This window comes from Bacteroides sp. GM023, from assembly GCF_014750685.1.
GTDB lineage: Bacteria > Bacteroidota > Bacteroidia > Bacteroidales > Bacteroidaceae > Bacteroides.
The window spans coordinates 87553-104219 of sequence record NZ_JAAXGE010000011.1; the positions used below are offsets into that span (position 1 = coordinate 87553).

General features: G+C 38.8%; 10 protein-coding genes. 9 read left to right on the forward strand and 1 reads right to left on the reverse strand.

Features of this window, described 5'->3' with window-relative positions; translation table 11 throughout:
* The first annotated feature begins 39 nt into the window (after positions 1 to 39).
* The 7 genes from HC965_RS21465 to HC965_RS21495 all read left to right on the forward strand — a co-directional run bounded on the left by HC965_RS21465 (position 40) and on the right by HC965_RS21495 (position 12476).
* Positions 40 to 3015 (forward strand): PEP/pyruvate-binding domain-containing protein, encoded by a 2976-nt coding sequence (locus HC965_RS21465; protein ID WP_191033384.1) that lies wholly within the window; start codon positions 40 to 42, stop codon positions 3013 to 3015.
* A 290-nt stretch (positions 3016 to 3305) separates the two neighbouring features.
* Entirely contained in the window at positions 3306 to 5828 is a 2523-nt protein-coding gene (locus HC965_RS21470; RefSeq protein WP_191033385.1) for a DUF4493 domain-containing protein, read from the forward strand.
* 11 nt (positions 5829 to 5839) lie between these two features.
* A complete protein-coding gene (locus tag HC965_RS21475) occupies positions 5840 to 7075 on the forward strand; it encodes a DUF4493 domain-containing protein (protein ID WP_191033386.1) in 1236 nt (411 codons plus the stop codon).
* 4 nt (positions 7076 to 7079) lie between these two features.
* The gene (locus HC965_RS21480) at positions 7080 to 9245 is read left to right on the forward strand and encodes a DUF4493 domain-containing protein (RefSeq protein ID WP_191033387.1); all 2166 of its coding nucleotides are present in this window, start codon (positions 7080 to 7082) and stop codon (positions 9243 to 9245) included.
* 10 nt (positions 9246 to 9255) lie between these two features.
* Positions 9256 to 9984 (forward strand): hypothetical protein, encoded by a 729-nt coding sequence (locus HC965_RS21485; protein ID WP_191033388.1) that lies wholly within the window; start codon positions 9256 to 9258, stop codon positions 9982 to 9984.
* Between the two features lie 6 nt (positions 9985 to 9990).
* Entirely contained in the window at positions 9991 to 10869 is an 879-nt protein-coding gene (locus HC965_RS21490) for a hypothetical protein (RefSeq protein WP_191033389.1), read from the forward strand.
* Between the two features lie 11 nt (positions 10870 to 10880).
* On the forward strand, positions 10881 to 12476 hold the full coding sequence (locus HC965_RS21495) for a PCMD domain-containing protein (protein WP_191033390.1): 1596 nt from the start codon (positions 10881 to 10883) through the stop codon (positions 12474 to 12476).
* 171 nt (positions 12477 to 12647) lie between these two features.
* Here HC965_RS21495 and HC965_RS21500 read toward each other — a convergent pair whose 3' ends face one another.
* Positions 12648 to 13496, reverse strand: coding sequence for an AraC family transcriptional regulator (locus tag HC965_RS21500; protein ID WP_191033391.1), 849 nt, complete (start codon positions 13494 to 13496; stop codon positions 12648 to 12650).
* A 257-nt stretch (positions 13497 to 13753) separates the two neighbouring features.
* Here HC965_RS21500 and HC965_RS21505 point away from each other — a divergent pair, with 257 nt between their 5' ends.
* On the forward strand, positions 13754 to 14284 hold the full coding sequence (locus tag HC965_RS21505) for a calycin-like domain-containing protein (protein ID WP_191033392.1): 531 nt from the start codon (positions 13754 to 13756) through the stop codon (positions 14282 to 14284).
* A gap of 310 nt (positions 14285 to 14594) precedes the next feature.
* Positions 14595 to 16640 carry a PCMD domain-containing protein gene (locus tag HC965_RS21510; RefSeq protein WP_191033393.1) on the forward strand — a complete coding sequence of 682 codons (2046 nt, stop codon included), beginning with the start codon at positions 14595 to 14597 and terminating at the stop codon, positions 16638 to 16640.
* Positions 16641 to 16667 lie beyond the last annotated feature (27 nt).

A 16667-nucleotide genomic window follows, 5' to 3' on the forward strand; every position in this document is an offset into this window, starting at 1 on the left:
TGAAGAGTGACGATTTGAATAAGAAAGGAGAATTATTTTATGCTCAGTAAATATAAATTAAACCAGCTTTACTTCAAAGATACACAATTCGCTAATTTGATGACCCGGCGAATTTTTAACGTGTTGTTAATAGCCAATCCTTATGATGCTTTCATGCTCGAAGATGACGGACGCATTGACGAGAAGATTTTCAATGAATATACTTCATTGTCTCTGCGTTATCCGCCCCGTTTCTCGCAGGTGTCTACGGAAGAGGAAGCGTTGTCGCAGTTGGAGAATATGTCATTCGACTTGGTGATTTGTATGCCGAGCACGGGAGATAACGACAGTTTCGACATCGGACGGCACATCAAGGAGAAATACGAACATATTCCTATTGTCATCCTGACTCCTTTTAGTCATGGTATCACGAAACGAATCATTAACGAGGATTTGAGTGCATTTGAGTATGTATTCTGTTGGCTGGGTAATACCGACTTGCTGGTGTCTATCATTAAGTTGATGGAAGATAAAATGAACTTGGAGCATGATGTACAGGAAGTGGGGGTGCAGTTGATTCTTTTGGTGGAAGACGGTATCCGTTTCTATTCTTCCATTCTTCCGAATCTGTATAAGTTCGTTTTGAAGCAAAGCCAGGAATTCTCTACGGAAGCCTTGAATGCGCATCAACGTACGCTTCGTATGCGCGGACGTCCTAAAATTGTATTGGCACGTACGTATCAGGAAGCGATGGAAATCTATCACAAATATCAGAACAATATATTAGGTGTAATTACCGACGTGCGTTTCCCGAAAGTGGAACGGGGCGAAAAAGACGGTCTGGCAGGTATCAAGCTATGTGCCGAGATACGCAAGAACGACCCGTTTGTACCTTTGATTATCCAGTCTTCCGAATCGGAAAACTCTTCTTATGCGGCGAAATACGGTGCGAGTTTTATTGACAAGAACTCGAAGAAGATGGATGTCGATTTGCGTCGTATCGTTTCTGATAACTTCGGTTTCGGTGATTTTGTTTTCCGTAATCCGGATACGGGAGAGGAGATAGCGCATGTACGTAACCTGAAGGAACTACAAAATATCCTGTTTGCCGTACCGGCAGAATCTTTCTTATATCATATCAGCCGCAATCATGTGTCGCGCTGGCTTTATTCACGGGCTATGTTCCCTGTGGCGGAGTTCTTGAAGCCTATTACCTGGAGCAGTCTCCAAGACGTGGATGCTCACCGCCGAATCATCTTCGAAGCTATCGTGAAATATCGTAAGATGAAGAATCAGGGAGTCGTTGCCGTCTTTAAGCGTGATCGCTTCGACCGTTATTCTAATTTTGCCCGTATCGGTGATGGGTCATTAGGCGGAAAAGGGCGTGGACTGGCTTTTATTGACAACATGGTGAAACGCTATCCTGAATTTGACGAGTTCGAAAATGCGCGGGTGGCTATCCCTAAGACGGTAGTGCTCTGTACCGACGTATTCGACGAATTTATGGATATCAATAATCTGTATCAGATAGCTCTTTCTGATGCGGACGATGATACCATTCTGAAATATTTCCTGAAAGCAAAATTGCCGGACAGGTTGGTGGAGGATTTCTTCACTTTCTTCGATGTAGTGAAGTCTCCGATTGCCATTCGTTCTTCTTCTTTATTAGAGGACTCTCATTATCAGCCTTTTGCCGGGATTTACAATACATATATGATTCCTTATCTGGATGACCGTTATGAAATGCTGCGTATGCTTTCCGATGCTATTAAAGGTGTTTATGCTTCGGTATATTTCCGGGATAGTAAAGCTTATATGCAGGCTACTTCAAATGTTATCGACCAGGAGAAAATGGCTGTTATCTTGCAGGAAGTAGTCGGCAATCAGTACGGTGACCGTTATTATCCTTCCATGTCCGGTGTAGCCCGGTCATTAAATTATTATCCGTTAGGTGATGAAAAAGCGGAAGAAGGAACAGTGAACCTAGCTTTAGGATTAGGAAAATATATTGTAGACGGTGGCATGACTCTCCGTTTCTCTCCTTATCACCCGAACCAGGTATTGCAAACCAGTGAAATGGAGATTGCCCTGAAAGAAACCCAAACCCGTTTCTATGCTTTGGACTTGAAGAATGCAGGACATGATTTCTCTATCGACGACGGCTTCAACCTGTTGAAACTTCACGTGAAAGAAGCGGAAAATGATGGTGCTTTGCGATATATTGCTTCCACATACGATCCATATGACCAGATTATCCGTGACGGTTTGTACCCGGGCGGTCGCAAGGTGATTACTTTCGCCAATATCCTGCAACATGATGTTTTCCCGCTAGCGCGTATTCTTCAATTAGTATTGAAATACAGTGAACAGGAAATGCGCCGTCCTGTCGAAATAGAATTTGCAGCTACATTGAGCCGTGAACAGGATAAAACCGGTACGTTCTATCTTTTGCAAATCCGACCTATCGTTGATAGCAAAGAAATGCTGGACGAGGACCTGAACGAAATTCCGGATGAAGATGTTGTGCTCCGTTCATACAACTCGTTAGGGCATGGCATCATGAACGAAATCTGTGATGTCGTCTATGTCAAGACCGACGGTTACAGTGCTTCAAATAACCAGGCTATTGCCTGGGAGATAGAGAAGATAAACCAACAATTCCTGAACGAAGGGAAGAATTATGTTCTCGTAGGCCCGGGACGTTGGGGAAGCAGTGACACATGGCTCGGTATCCCGGTAAAATGGCCGCATATCTCTGCCGCCCGTGTAATCGTAGAAGCCGGATTGACCAATTATCGTGTAGACCCCAGCCAGGGTACGCACTTCTTCCAAAACTTAACTTCTTTCGGAGTAGGGTATTTCACAATCAATGCTTTTATGAATGATGGAGTCTATAATCAGGAATTTCTGAATACCCAACCGGCAATAGAAGAAACAAAATTCCTTCGCCATGTCCGTTTCGAAAAACCGATGATTGTCAAAATGGACGGAAAGAAAAAGCTTGGAGTTGTCCTGATGCCAGGCATTGACAAATAAAGTTCTGTTAACATAGTTCGCTTAAATAAGAAAAGTTCTGTTTTTCATCTGAAAGGCGGAACTTTTCTATTTTACCTCTTTTAAATGGTCTATTTTTCATGTGTCACATATTATTTGTGTTCCTATTTTCATATTTGGGAATAAAACTTTCTTTGGATACTTTATTATAAAGAAGGAAAACTGTATTTTTGCGCTAAGTTTTAAGAGCATTCTAGCGCAGGGCAAATTTTCATGGAAAAAGCTACAAAGGGAGTTTAGTTGTCCTGGATAAATTTAGAGAAATAAATAATATGAGAAATGTTATTAAGGTATTGTTGTTGGTGGCAATAGTACTGTTGTCTGCTTGTGAAAGCGAACAAAAGCGCTCCAACAAAGCAACTGGTATGCTTAGTTTACAATTAACTGCCAGTGGAAATGTCATCAATACTACTACTAGAACAGAGGGAGACAGTAGTGGAAATGAGGGAGATAACACGGAAGACGACGATTTGGCGCCCAATGTCGGAGATTTTACAATTGCTTTAATGGATGGGAATGTCGTTAAAACTTCGTGGGATAAATTTAGTGAGTACCCCAAATATGCAGTCCTTCCAGTGGGTACTTATACATTGAAGGCATATTATGGAAGTTCGGATAAAGAAGGATTTGAATCTCCGTATTATGAAGGGACGCAAGAAATAACAATAGAGGATGATGTCACAGTTGAGGCAAATATCACCTGCTATTTGACGAATGTAAAAGTATCAGTAGAATATACGGATGCATTCAAAAAGTACTTTTCTGATTATTCTACTACCGTGCAATCTGCTGGTGGTAGTCCTGTAGTTTTCTCGAAAAATGAAGTGCGCGCTGCTTATGTGAAGCCGGGCGTTATAACTGTATATGCTAATGTGGAGAAACAAAACGGACAGTCTGCCAAATTAAATATCTTGGACATTGATGAAGCGAAGGCTCGTGAATTCTATCGCCTGAAATTAGATATTGATGCAGGAAGTGCTACTTTGAAGATTTCTTTTGATGATACAACAGTAGAAAAACCGATAGAAATTAATGTGTCTGATGATATATTAAATATGCAACCACCGTTCTTTATGGCCTCAGGATATAGTTCCGGTGAAATGCAGGAAGTAAAAGAAGGTAGTGCTATTTCCTCACTTTCTATGCTAATAACCGCACGTAATGGAATCAAGAAATGTGTGTTGACTACTCAGTCCGCTTCTTTATTGGCACAAGGGTGGCCAGCTTCTATTGATTTGGTAAATCCGAAAGAAGAAGACTTGCAGCAAATGAAAACATTAGGTCTTTCAATGCGTGGGCTAAGTGCTAATGTAGATAAAATGGCTACGTTGGATTTTTCTGAAGTAATCCCTAATCTGCAATACGGCAATGGGGATAATGAAAATATATTCTCTCTTGTTGTGACGGATAAGATAGGCAGGGTAAATGATCCGGCGGAAGTCATAAAGGTGAAGGTTTTGGATAATCAGTTTGCTGTAGGTACTGTAGAAACCCTTCCTGTGAATGCTACTTCTTTTATAATTCCAGTTACTTTAGATGGTGATTTGACAACTATAAAATATCAGTATCAAGAAAATGATATATGGTTGGATATAGTTCCATCTAATATAGTTTCAGAAGGAATAAATCATCAAGTGACAATAACATTACCATCTATGATTGGTAAAGACTTACCAATGAAGGTTAGTTGTGGTAGTCGTACAGAAGAATTGGTGATTTCTGTAAAACCATTAACATTTAGTTTACAAGTATCAGACATAGACTGTTGGGCAACTAAAGCAATAATACATCTTGTATATAATGATATTACAGAGTTAGATTATTTGAAGAATAATTTGACACTTCAGTATATGGAAAACGGTACCGATAATTGGCTAACGTCCAAATGCACAGTAGATGATGAAGGCCTTGCCGAAATGACTGGATTATTGGAAGATAGGGAAAAAGAACATACTTATCAGGTGAGAGCAATTTGTGCTAATGGAGTGATTTCAGCTAACGTTGTAACTATAACCACTGAAATAGCCAGACAGCTTCCGAATGCAAGTTTTGAATCTTGGTCATGGAATCAGACGGATAAAAATGGTAATCCGATTACCAAGAATCTGGATCTTGTTTATTGGAAGAAATGGTTCCCATGGGCTGAAAATGGAACAGGAGAAGGATGGAATACTTTGAACGAAAAAACAACGCAAGATGGTGCTGCTCCTAGTAAGTTCTTAGGATTTCCAACTCCGCCTTATGTTGGATGTTGTTATGTAGCTAATTCGGGTACCATTCCTACGACAGATTGTACATCCGGAACGTATGCAGCTTTAGTGAGAACTGTTGGTTGGGGAAGTGGTAGTGCCGCTGCTGGTGGAGCATCTAAAAAGGGAGATGCAGGTTATCTATATTTAGGAACATTAAATAAGAGCTCATATACTCCTCAATATGGTATTGAATTCTCTTCTCGCCCGTCGGGAGTAACATTTATGTATAAATATAAACCTAAAAATCCAATAGATAAGTTTATTGCAAAGATTGTAGTTCTTGATAATGAAGGCAATATCATTTCTGAAAAACAGTTGCCTGATTCAGAATGTGGAGAGAATAGCAGTTATACTTTAAAGCATATTGAATTGGATTATCCCAAAGGTAGTAAGAAAGCTAATAAAATGTATATATTATTCCAATCAGGTACACAAGTAGAGCCAGGAAGTACCAATTATGATTACCCAAAAGGAGGAAATTTGAGTGATGGAGAATTCATAGGTGCTCAACTGTATATTGATGATGTCAAATTAGTCTATTAAAATAACGAATTATGAAAAAGATAACATACATACTATTTTTCGCTTTAGCGGCAATCCTTTCATTTTCCGCTTGCGATCGTGAGAAAATGGATAATGATTCAACAGAGCAAGGTGAAGGTTCTATTAATTTGGCTTCTTTAAAGGGCTTGTCTGTTGATGCCTCTTCTACTACGGTTACACGTGCTGCGGATGACGTGAATACGGATAATTATTTAATTCGTATTTACAATGCGGATGAAGAATTAGTGCAGGAATGGAAGTATAGCGAACTGCCGGAAATATTCACATTGAAGGTTGGAAGCTATTCTGTTCAGGCTTTGTCTCATGAAGTGCAACCGGCAGAATTCGAGACGCCATATTATTATGCAGAAGAATCGTTTACGATTGAAGCTAATAAAGTGAAAGACTTGGAACCGATGGTATGTAGATTACAGAATATTCAGGTGTCTGTAACTTATGATGATAAGTTGAAAGCACTGATGGGAGATGATGTCAAGACTACTGTTTCAATTGGAAATGCATCTTTAGAATTTAATAAAGATGAAACAAGAAGTGGTTATTTTCGGGCAAATAAAGAAAGTGATAATTTGATGACGGCCACTATGACTGGGAAAATAGATGGAAATCCTGAATCTGTACCATATCCTGTTAAAAATGCAAAAGCAGGTCAACATCGTATTATCAAATTCTACTTGAAGTATGTCAATGATGATGGTTATATAGAAGGTGGTTTCGTACCTCTGAAATTGACAGTTGTTGCTCAATGTACAGTCATTGAAAAAGGGGTTATTGTAGAACAAGATGAGGAAATTATTCCGGATCCGAATCCGTCTGAACCGGAAGGAGAAAAACCGACCATTGCAGGTATTGGATTTAATATAGATGAAAGTATAACTTTCCCGATAAAAACGACTGTTGATGTAAATGTGAAAGTGATTAGCCCGGAAGGTTTATCTAATCTGAAAGTGAAAATTGTTTCAGACTTCTTGACTGAAGAAATGCTGTCAGATGTTGGTTTGACAAGTGAATTTGATTTGGCTTATCCGGGTGAGTACAAAGAAGGATTAAAAGGATTAGGTTTCCCTGTCGGTAATGAGGTAATTGGCGCTAAAGATTTGGACTTTGCAATTACTCAATTCACAGCTTTATTGCTAGAGCCGGGCACACATAAGTTCATTATTACTGCTATTGATCAGAAAATGAATCAAGTTGAGAAAACATTGACATTAATCTCCGAGGATAAATAAGAACATGAGAATGAAATATTTGCAATATATATTTGCCGGTTTTCTGTGTATCTTATCATGGATAGGATGTACGGAGACAGAGCAATTGGGCGGAGAAGGAACATTGCGCATGAAAGTCAATGTTGACCCTTATGTGAAAGTCGTCAATACACGTTCGTTGGATAATGAACAGCAAGCGGAATTGGAAAATAATTGCGAAATTCGTATTTATAGTGGCAAAGGCTTGATACGTTACTACAAAGGAGTGTCACAGATGCCGGAAGAACTGCAATTAACATCCGGCGGATATACAGTACGTGTAAATGCTGGTGATTCAGTTCCTGCTTCGTTTGATAAATCCTATTACAAAGGTGAAAGCTCCTTTGAAATAACAACTGGTAATGTCACTAATCAGGAAATTAAATGTAAGATTGCTAATGTATTGACAGCTGTAAAATTCAGTGATAATATTGATGACTTATTCAAAAGCTATACAATGACCGTTTCTACGAAGTTTGGTTCTTTGGAATTTACGCAGGAGAATATGAATGCTATTGGCTACTATATGTTATCAAAAGGAGAAACTTCTTTCCAATGGAATTTTGATGGTATCTTGCAAAACGGGAAAGAATTTAAAAGGTCCGATGTTGTGGCTGCGGAATCTGCCACCCGTTATGATTTAAAACTGAATTTTGATACTGATGGATATGAAGATGGCGGAGCAGCTTTAAAAGTGACAGTAGATATAACTCCTTTGGAGACTATAGAAGATGAAGTAGAATTTAAGCAGCGGCCGTCATTCAGAGGAGTTGGTTTTGATTTCTCTTCTCCTTATATATATGCACTAAATTCGACCAATGAACTGGCTTATAAAATAGCGGTTACATCAGTATTGACAGATGCTACTCTTTCATGTGATAAATTGATGGATTGGGGATTTGAGAGCAATACACTTCAGTTGGCTAATGTGAGCGAAGAAGAAAAATTAGCTTTGGAAGAAAAAGGATTGCAGCTTACCCCTGCTTTTGATGCGGAAACAGGTGCTGGATTATTAACAGTAACTTTAGCTTCTGATCTTATTCAAAAAATGACAACGGAAGAAGCTTCTTATGCTTTAGCTTTGACTGCTACGGATGCTGCAGGTAAAAGTAACTCAACCACATTGTCCATCGTCGTATCAGATGTTGCTGTATTGACAACCGATGTGCACATTATGGATGTTTGGACCTCGAAAGCTGTTTTACGTGGGGAGTTGATTTACGAGACAACTGAGCATTTAAGTTTTAACTACCGTATCAAGGGAACTGCAAACTGGGAGAATGTTGATGCAGTGAGAAATGGTGAGACTATGAATCTTTCTGCAGAATTAACAGATTTACTGCCAGGTACCGAATATGAATATCAGGCATTGTCAGGTGTTACTCCTTCGGCGGTGATTTGTACTTTCTCTACTGAGCCTGCAACTCAACTTCCAAATGGTGGCTTTGAAAGTTGGACTGACGGTAGTCCTATGTTGATTTATGGTAGTGGTGAAGAAATGTTTTGGGATAGTGGTAATCATGGTGCATCTACGCTTGGTGGAAATGTAACAACAAAAGACTCCTCTATTCGTCATAGTGGGGTATATTCGGCAAAACTAAAATCGCAATTTATCGGAATTTCAATATTTGGTAAATTTGCTGCAGGAAATGTATTTGCAGGAAAATATTTGAAAACAGATGGAACAGATGGGATTTTAGGGTGGGGACGTGATTTTTCTTCTCGTCCAAAGGCTCTGCATGGTTATGTGCGTTACATCTCTGGCAAAGTGAATTATTCTTCAGACCAGATAGCTTCTGGTGCTCAGGATCAGGGAATTATTTACGTTGCTTTAGGAGATTGGGAGAAAGTGGAAGAACCCAATACAAAAGAATATTGGCCTGTTATTATAAAAACAAAATCATCCGAACGACAATTGTTCGATCCTTCTGAAAATAATACCGGAATTATTGCTTACGGAGAACAAGTTTATTATAACTCGACAGAAGGTACTGGAATGATAGAATTTACTATTAATTTAGATTATCGTTCACTTGAACGCAAGCCGACAAGTATTGTGGTTGTTGCTTCTGCCAGTCGATATGGTGATTACTTTGCCGGAAGTACGGATAGTACAATGTGGTTGGATGATTTTGAATTGATTTATGAATAATACAAAGCACGTGAAAAAAATAGCTTTTATATTATTTCTTGCATTGTTGGGCACTTTGAGTGCCCAAGCGCAGGAATTTAAACGGGATATCAAATTGGGGACCTTCATTCCCAAAGGACAATGGATTGTAGGAAGTTCTGTCTCCTATTCCGAACACAATGAGAAGAATTATCAATTTCTAGTGATGGATGGGCTCAATTCGGATGGATATACGTTTAAAGTAAGCCCGATGGTTTGTTATGCATTCAAAGATAATGTAGCTGCCGGTGGACGTTTTTCTTATGGTAGAACATTGACGAAACTAAGCGATTTATCCATTAATTTGGATGAAGATAATCAATTTGACGTGAACGATCTCTATCAGTTGAAGCATTCTTATTCGGCAATGGCTGTTTTGCGCAATTATGTAACCTTGGGCAGCAGTAAGAGATTTGCTTTGTTTAGCGAGACACAACTAGGCATGGGGGGAAGTCAATCCAAAGTAGTTAGTAAAGGTGGTGATTCCGTAACAGGTACTTATTCTACAACTACGGATTTCAATATAGGAGTTGCCCCGGGAATTGTTGCTTTCATCAATAACTATACTGCTGTGGAAGTAAGTATTGGAGTTTTAGGGCTGAATTTTAGTAAAGTAAAGCAGACTACCGACCAGGTATATGTAGGTGAGCGTTCTTCCAGTAGCGCGAATTTTAGGATTAATTTGTTTTCTATCGGTTTAGGAATTGCCTTTTATTTATAAACAAAGATGTACAAAGTATTTTTCATATATATAATAGGCTTGTTGGCAGGGATACCTACTTTGCAGGCGCAGCAGCGAGATACTCTTCGTGCTTTAGATGGAAGGGATTCTTTGATTTTGGAACGAATCATTGTTCGTGACACAGTTTATCTCCCACGAGCGGAATACGACGAAATTCAAGATTCGACAAATATTATAAGGACAAAGGCCATTGGCCGTTTTGACCGTGGAATCAAAAATTACCGCTTTATTCCAAAGAAAAAATGGATTGGCGGCTTGACCTTTTCCTACGTAAACTTTGATAGTGACGATAGTAGTTTATTGTTTTCTGTCCTGAAAGATTTTGATTGTAACTTTCGTACTTTCTCTGTTAAACCATTCTTAGGATATGCCATACGAGATAATCTGGTAGTAGGTATGAAACTGGGATATAATCATACGATTGCCCAACTGGATAATATTTCGCTAGATGTTGAGGACTTGGACGTATCTCTGAAAGATATGCGTTATGCAGAAGATACTTATTCAGTTGCTGCCTTTCATCGTTCGTATGTAGGTCTCGATCGTGGAAAACGTTTTGGCTTATTTAATGAAACGACTCTTTCATATAATACAGGAACATCCAGTTTTTCCCGTGGCACAGGTGATGAGTTGAAGCGGACAGAAACCACAGTGAACGAACTGCATTTGGGTATCAATCCCGGGTTGGCTGTTTTTATAGTACAAAATGTATGCGCTGAAGTATCGTTCGGAGTAGTTGGATTTAAATACCGGGTGGAAAAGCAAAAAAACAACCTGGGTGAAACCGGAAAACGACGTGATAGCGGTGCGAATTTTAAGATCAATCTGTTTAATATCAATATTGGTATAACTCTTTGTATGTAGTTTGAAAGCGTATGAGAAGAATATATAAAAATAGTTTGCTGGGAGTATTGTTGTTATTGCTGGCATCTTGTATAAAGAACGATATTGATTATCCGGTAATCAAACTCCAAATTCTGGATATAGTGGTAGATGGCCAATCCGGTAATGCTATTATTAATACGGAGACTAATACAATTACACTGAATCTGGATGAGACCGTAAACCTGAAAAAGGTATTAGTTACAAAATTGGAATTAACAGATGGCGCTAAAACAGATTTGGCAGTTAATACGATGTTGGATTTGACAAAACCTAAAAAGGTCACCTTATCTTTATATCAGGATTACGAATGGACGATTATCGGTCAGCAGTCCATAGAACGCCGATTTGTAGTGGAGGATCAAATAGGTAATGCTGTATTTGATATTGAGAATCATTTAGCAGTTGCTTATGTAACTTCTTCAACCAGCCTGCGTGCTATTCAAGTGGAAGATTTAAAATTAGGACCTACGGGGTGTAGTATGATTCCATCAGACTACTCGACAATGCATAATTTTATGTCTGCACAAAAGGTGACAGTGAAATATCATGATATAACGGAGATTTGGACATTATATGTTTCTCCATCAAGTAGTGAGGTAGTGACAGCATCTGCTGATGGTTGGACAAATGTGGCTTGGTTGTATGGTCAAGGCAAGAAGGGATCTACTTTTGGCTTTGAAATCTGCGAGGTTTCTTCCGGGGAATGGAAATCGGTGGATGCTTCTTATATAACAGTGGACGGTGGAACTTTTAAAGCTCGTGTTCCTCATCTGAAAGCTTCCACTACTTATAATTGTCGTGCTGTTTCTGATAATAAGTATGGGGATATTCTAACCTTCACAACAGGAGAGGTTGTAGCATTGCCGGGTGGAACTTTTGACGATTGGCATCAAGTTAAAAAAGTCTGGAACCCGTGGGCAGAAAATGGAAATCAGATATGGGATACAGGTAATGAAGGAGCTACGACATTAGGTGAAAGCAATTCGGTACCTACCAGCGAAACCTGGAATAATCAAGGTAAGGCTGCAAAATTATTTTCAAAGTTTGTAGGTCTTGGAACAATTGGCAAATTTGCTGCTGGAAACTTGTATATGGGTAAATATGTAGAGACGGTAGGAACGAATGGCCGTCTGCAATTTGGCAAACCATTTACCGCAAGACCTACCAAGTTAAAAATACACTATAAATATACCACTGCTCCAATAGATAATCTTCCGAGTGAGAAGAATGCCCCCGCCGACTATAAGCGTTTTTCCTCTTATAAGGGAGAACCGGATACATGTGCTATATATATCGCATTGGGAGATTGGGATAGCCCTGTGGAAGTATATACTAAATATTCGGAACGCAAGTTGTTTGACAAGAATGATTCTCATGTTATTGCCTATGCTGAATTTAATACAGGCAAAACTGTAACGGATTATAAGGAGTTAGAGCTTGGACTGGAGTATCGTTCTACCAGTCGTGTTCCTAAATATCTTTTAGTGGTATGTTCGGCCAGTAAATATGGTGATTATTTCACCGGAGGAGAGGGAGCTACTTTATGGGTGGATGATTTTAGTCTGGAATACGATTATGATGATTAGTTTTTAGCGTTATATTTCTTAAAATGATGTGTGCTATTTGACAATAAAGATAGTCTTTCGTTGGTTTAAAAGGAACGGGGTCTTGGTTTAAAACCAACGCCCCGTTCCTTTTAAAGGAAGAGGGTGTTCCTTTAAAAGGAAAAAAATGGCTAAATTTTATTGGAACAATTTTTATCCGTTATTCCGATATGCCAGTGGACTCATCCCCACATATCGCTTAAAATACTTGCCAAAGAACGACATATTGGCAAAGTTGAGCGAATCGGAGATTTCCTGAATAGAGAAATTGGTGGATTTCAATTGTGACTTGGCATCCATAATCACCATGCGTGAGATGATTTCTACACATGTGTTTCCTGTAACTTGTTTTACTATGGTACAGAGGTGAGTCTGTGCTATTTTTAGCTTTCCGGCATACCACGCCACATTCCGTGTCTGACTATAATTCTGAACCACGAGTTGCGTGAAATTCTTGTATATAAGTTCTTTTTTCGACAGAAATTCTTTGGTACTTTGCTGTCGGTTTTTGTACATGGCGGATATTCCTACATGTATATTATTATATAGATGCAAGGTGATTCCTTTACGAGTCGTTTGGTCGAAAAAGGCATAAAGCTTTATTAGAAACAGGAAATACTCTTCCAGCAGTTTGGCTCCCTCCGTTTTTAATGGAATGACCGGTCTGCCTATTGTTACAAATAAAGTATCAGTAGGAGATGGGTTTAAGTTAGTTTGTTCCAGGTATTTTGATGAGAAGCCGCCAAAATACAGTTTGGGTTCTCCGCGAACACTGTGTATCTGCAAAATACTGCCCGGCATAATTGTAATGAAATTATTGGCATGTACTGTGATGCGGTTCAGATTGACCGAAGCCTCTATTTCGCCTTCCATACACAATACAAAAATTTCCGCTTTTAACCGGCAGGGAAAGTTGGTGTACAAACTAAGCAATTCCTTGCTAATCCCTGTGCCTATCACCCATTCTTCCGGCAAATCTATTTTAGGTAATTCTTTATTCATTTTACTTTTGCTATCCGGGCAAAGATAACTGAACTATGGAAAATTAGACTACCAGTTTCTTCCACAAAATGCGTCCATAGTTCGCATAGTTTCTTTATGGGATGAGATTGTTGAAGAAGAGAACAAAAACAGAAAAAATAGACCTTGTGCCACTCCGTAAATAGTCGTTACTTTGCGCTATCTTTTGAGAAAAAGGCGAAGAGAATAAAAGTGGTATTCTCTTTCGTAGATAAAACCATTAACTAAAAGAGAAAGTTATGAAAAGAATTTCATTTTTTATGTTTGCAATGCTGATTGGCTCGATGAGTCTGTTTACAGCTTGTGGTGATGACGACGACGATGATACTACTCCTTCGGGAATAGTGGCTGGTACATACAGTGGTACTTTGGTTGCTTCCATAGAGGGACAAGTAGTTGCCAATGAGGCTAAATCTCTGTCTTTGGAAAAGAATGGCGATAATGCTGTGGATGTAGTTATCAAGGAATTTACTTTAAATGTTGTTCTTGGAAATAATGATCCCATACCTGTGAACTTAGGTGATTTGAAAGTAGGAAAATGTACCGTGGCACAAAAAGATGGAAAATCAACTTTTAGCGGTACTGAAAATTTGACTGGAGTAAAAGTTCCATTGGCCCCTGGTTTGGAAGTAACTGCTGATTGTAAAGTTGATATTGTAAATGCAACTGTAGAAGGCAATAAACTAAGCTTGCCGATAGATGTTGCTGTAAGCATGGATGGAGAGGTATTATTAAGCGTCAAAGTTCAATATACTGGAACGAAAAAATAAAATTTGGAACATGGTTTCTCGCAATTTCTCATAACATTTGAACTTTATTTATGAGGATCTGCGAGAACAGTTTCTCTTACTAGACTGTTTTATTCTCTTTACTACCTCATGTTGGCAACTTGCCTAAGGCAAGTATAATCTAAAAATAGACTATTTAATTCATGAAATAGACCTTATACCTTATGTATATATAAGGTATAAGAGATTTTTTTATGCCATTTTTTAGCAAGGAAGAGTATATTATCTCTTCTTGAAAATGGACTTTTCTTTTTGTAATTAACTTATTATTATTAACTTAAACAGAGTATTGATGAAAAAGAATTTGTTGTGTTTATTTGTATTGATGTGCTCGGTAAGTCTATTCACGGCTTGTAGTGATGACGATCCGAAAAATGCAGGTCCTGATTATCCTATGCTTCAAGATGCGACAGTCGGAACTTACGATGGTGGCTTGAAGGTTTCCATGAACGGTGCAAACTTGACTCCGGAAGCTATATCTCAGAGAATTTTTGTAAAAGCTGAAGGAGCAGATAAAGTGGAATTGTCATTGAGAGACTTTTCATTTTTAACTTTCTCTGTAGGTGATATTGTAGTGAGCGGTATATCGTTGAGTGGTGATGAAGGACAGGCTGTTCTACAGGAAACTACAACAACAATGAATCATGCTGTTTTGGGAAATCTGACTATCAAAGTATCAGGAACAGTAAGTAATGAAAAAGCTAATTTGAATATCAATGTTATCCAAAAAGGTGGAAGCGTAGAGGGCGGTCCTGCTGAAGATATGGATATTGTGGTTTCATTTGAAGGTACTCGTATTTCTAAAGAAATTGATGATAAAGATTATTCAGACGCAATCGTAGGTTATTATCCGCGTTCCGAGATTGAATTTACTTGTGATCCTGAAGTAGAGGGATTTTCGATGGCTTATCCGTCTGCAACAGGTGGTATTTATTTGACTGCTGCAGGATATAATAAGATCTCAATTACAAAATTTAGCATCTCATTTCCTTACAATCCAGAGTTAGGTACACCAACGGCTTCCAAGGCTACTCAGCCTCTTGTAGTAACTGGTGCACGGTTAATAAAGAATGCAGATGGAACTTTTTCTATTGAGGAATTTAAGGGTACGCTTGCTGAAAAGAATAAAGAGGAAGTTGAATACACAGTATCCGGTACGTGGGCTAATCAAATCCTCTCATTGAAGATAATGGTGAAATCGGCGACTTATACGGTGAATTATACCTATACATCCGCTCCGATACAGAGAACAGGTAATGAATTACTAAAGATGACTATCGATAGTGATATAATAACTGTTCAGCCTGAGATTACAGACAAAAATGTTGTGTTCTATGTCGCTCCAGGTACAACGAAAGAACAACTGAAAGAACTAGTACCTACTTTTGAAGTTTCAACAGGAGCAACACTGCTTTATAACAATGAAGAGTATGTGAAGGGAACTCCTATTGATTTCTCCGGAGAAAAGACGCAGGTAAAAGTAAAACCGGAGAAGGGAACAACAACAACTTACACTATTACCTATGATGTGATTAATGACTTTTCATTTAAGGTTGATTTTGATGCTCCTTGGGAACTGAAGAATGCCACTGATGTTGAAGCCAATAAATATCAGGAATATTATGAACCGGGAAATGGATGGGTGACATCAAATGAAGGACTGAAATATATCAAAGCGATGTATGGTACTGGAGATAATGCTTTGTATCCACAGGCAGGTCCTTATCTAGTGACTGAAACTGACGATACTGCAACTGGCAGTGGAAAAGCGGCACGTCTTGTAACGGCTGATACAAAAGGACGATTTGTGTTGATAACTGCTATCCCTAAAGTAACGTCAGGTACTGTGTATAATGGAATATTCAGCGTGAATATCATGAATACATTGCAAAGTACCCACTTCGGTAATGTGTGTACCAAAGAACCCAAATCTTTCAAGGGATTTTATAAATATGCTGCCGGACCGGATTATTATCAAGCCAATACCCCTGGTAATCCCGCAAAGGCTCATGAAGTGACTTTGGATAACACTAAGAAAGATGCTCCTGCAATGAATGCGGTATTATATGAGATCAAATCTTATTCTGCAGATCATTTGGATGGAACTAACTTGTTGACATCTGATAAGATCGTGGCTATCGCTTCTGTAAAAGATGCAGGCGAACGCTCTGCTTATACTGCGTTCAACGTTAACTTCGAGTATAAGAATGGTAAATCCTGGGATCCTTCCAAGATATATAAGTTGGCTATTGTTTGTTCGTCCAGTAAGGATGGAGATAACTTCTCGGGCGCACCGGGTAGCGTACTTTATATTGACAATCTTGAAGTTGTATTCTAACCATTAGAATAGGAAAGATAAAGAAAG

What these genes read in the sequence shown, in the direction of transcription:
- HC965_RS21465 (WP_191033384.1), top strand. Translation starts at nt 40, where the DNA reads ATGCTCAGTAAATATAAATTAAACCAGCTTTACTTCAAAGATACACAA.
- HC965_RS21470 (WP_191033385.1), top strand. Translation starts at nt 3,306, where the DNA reads ATGAGAAATGTTATTAAGGTATTGTTGTTGGTGGCAATAGTACTGTTG.
- HC965_RS21475 (WP_191033386.1), top strand. Translation starts at nt 5,840, where the DNA reads ATGAAAAAGATAACATACATACTATTTTTCGCTTTAGCGGCAATCCTT.
- HC965_RS21480 (WP_191033387.1), top strand. Translation starts at nt 7,080, where the DNA reads ATGAGAATGAAATATTTGCAATATATATTTGCCGGTTTTCTGTGTATC.
- HC965_RS21490 (WP_191033389.1), top strand. Translation starts at nt 9,991, where the DNA reads ATGTACAAAGTATTTTTCATATATATAATAGGCTTGTTGGCAGGGATA.
- HC965_RS21495 (WP_191033390.1), top strand. Translation starts at nt 10,881, where the DNA reads ATGAGAAGAATATATAAAAATAGTTTGCTGGGAGTATTGTTGTTATTG.
- HC965_RS21500 (WP_191033391.1), bottom strand. Translation starts at nt 13,496, where the DNA reads ATGAATAAAGAATTACCTAAAATAGATTTGCCGGAAGAATGGGTGATA.
- HC965_RS21505 (WP_191033392.1), top strand. Translation starts at nt 13,754, where the DNA reads ATGAAAAGAATTTCATTTTTTATGTTTGCAATGCTGATTGGCTCGATG.
- HC965_RS21510 (WP_191033393.1), top strand. Translation starts at nt 14,595, where the DNA reads ATGAAAAAGAATTTGTTGTGTTTATTTGTATTGATGTGCTCGGTAAGT.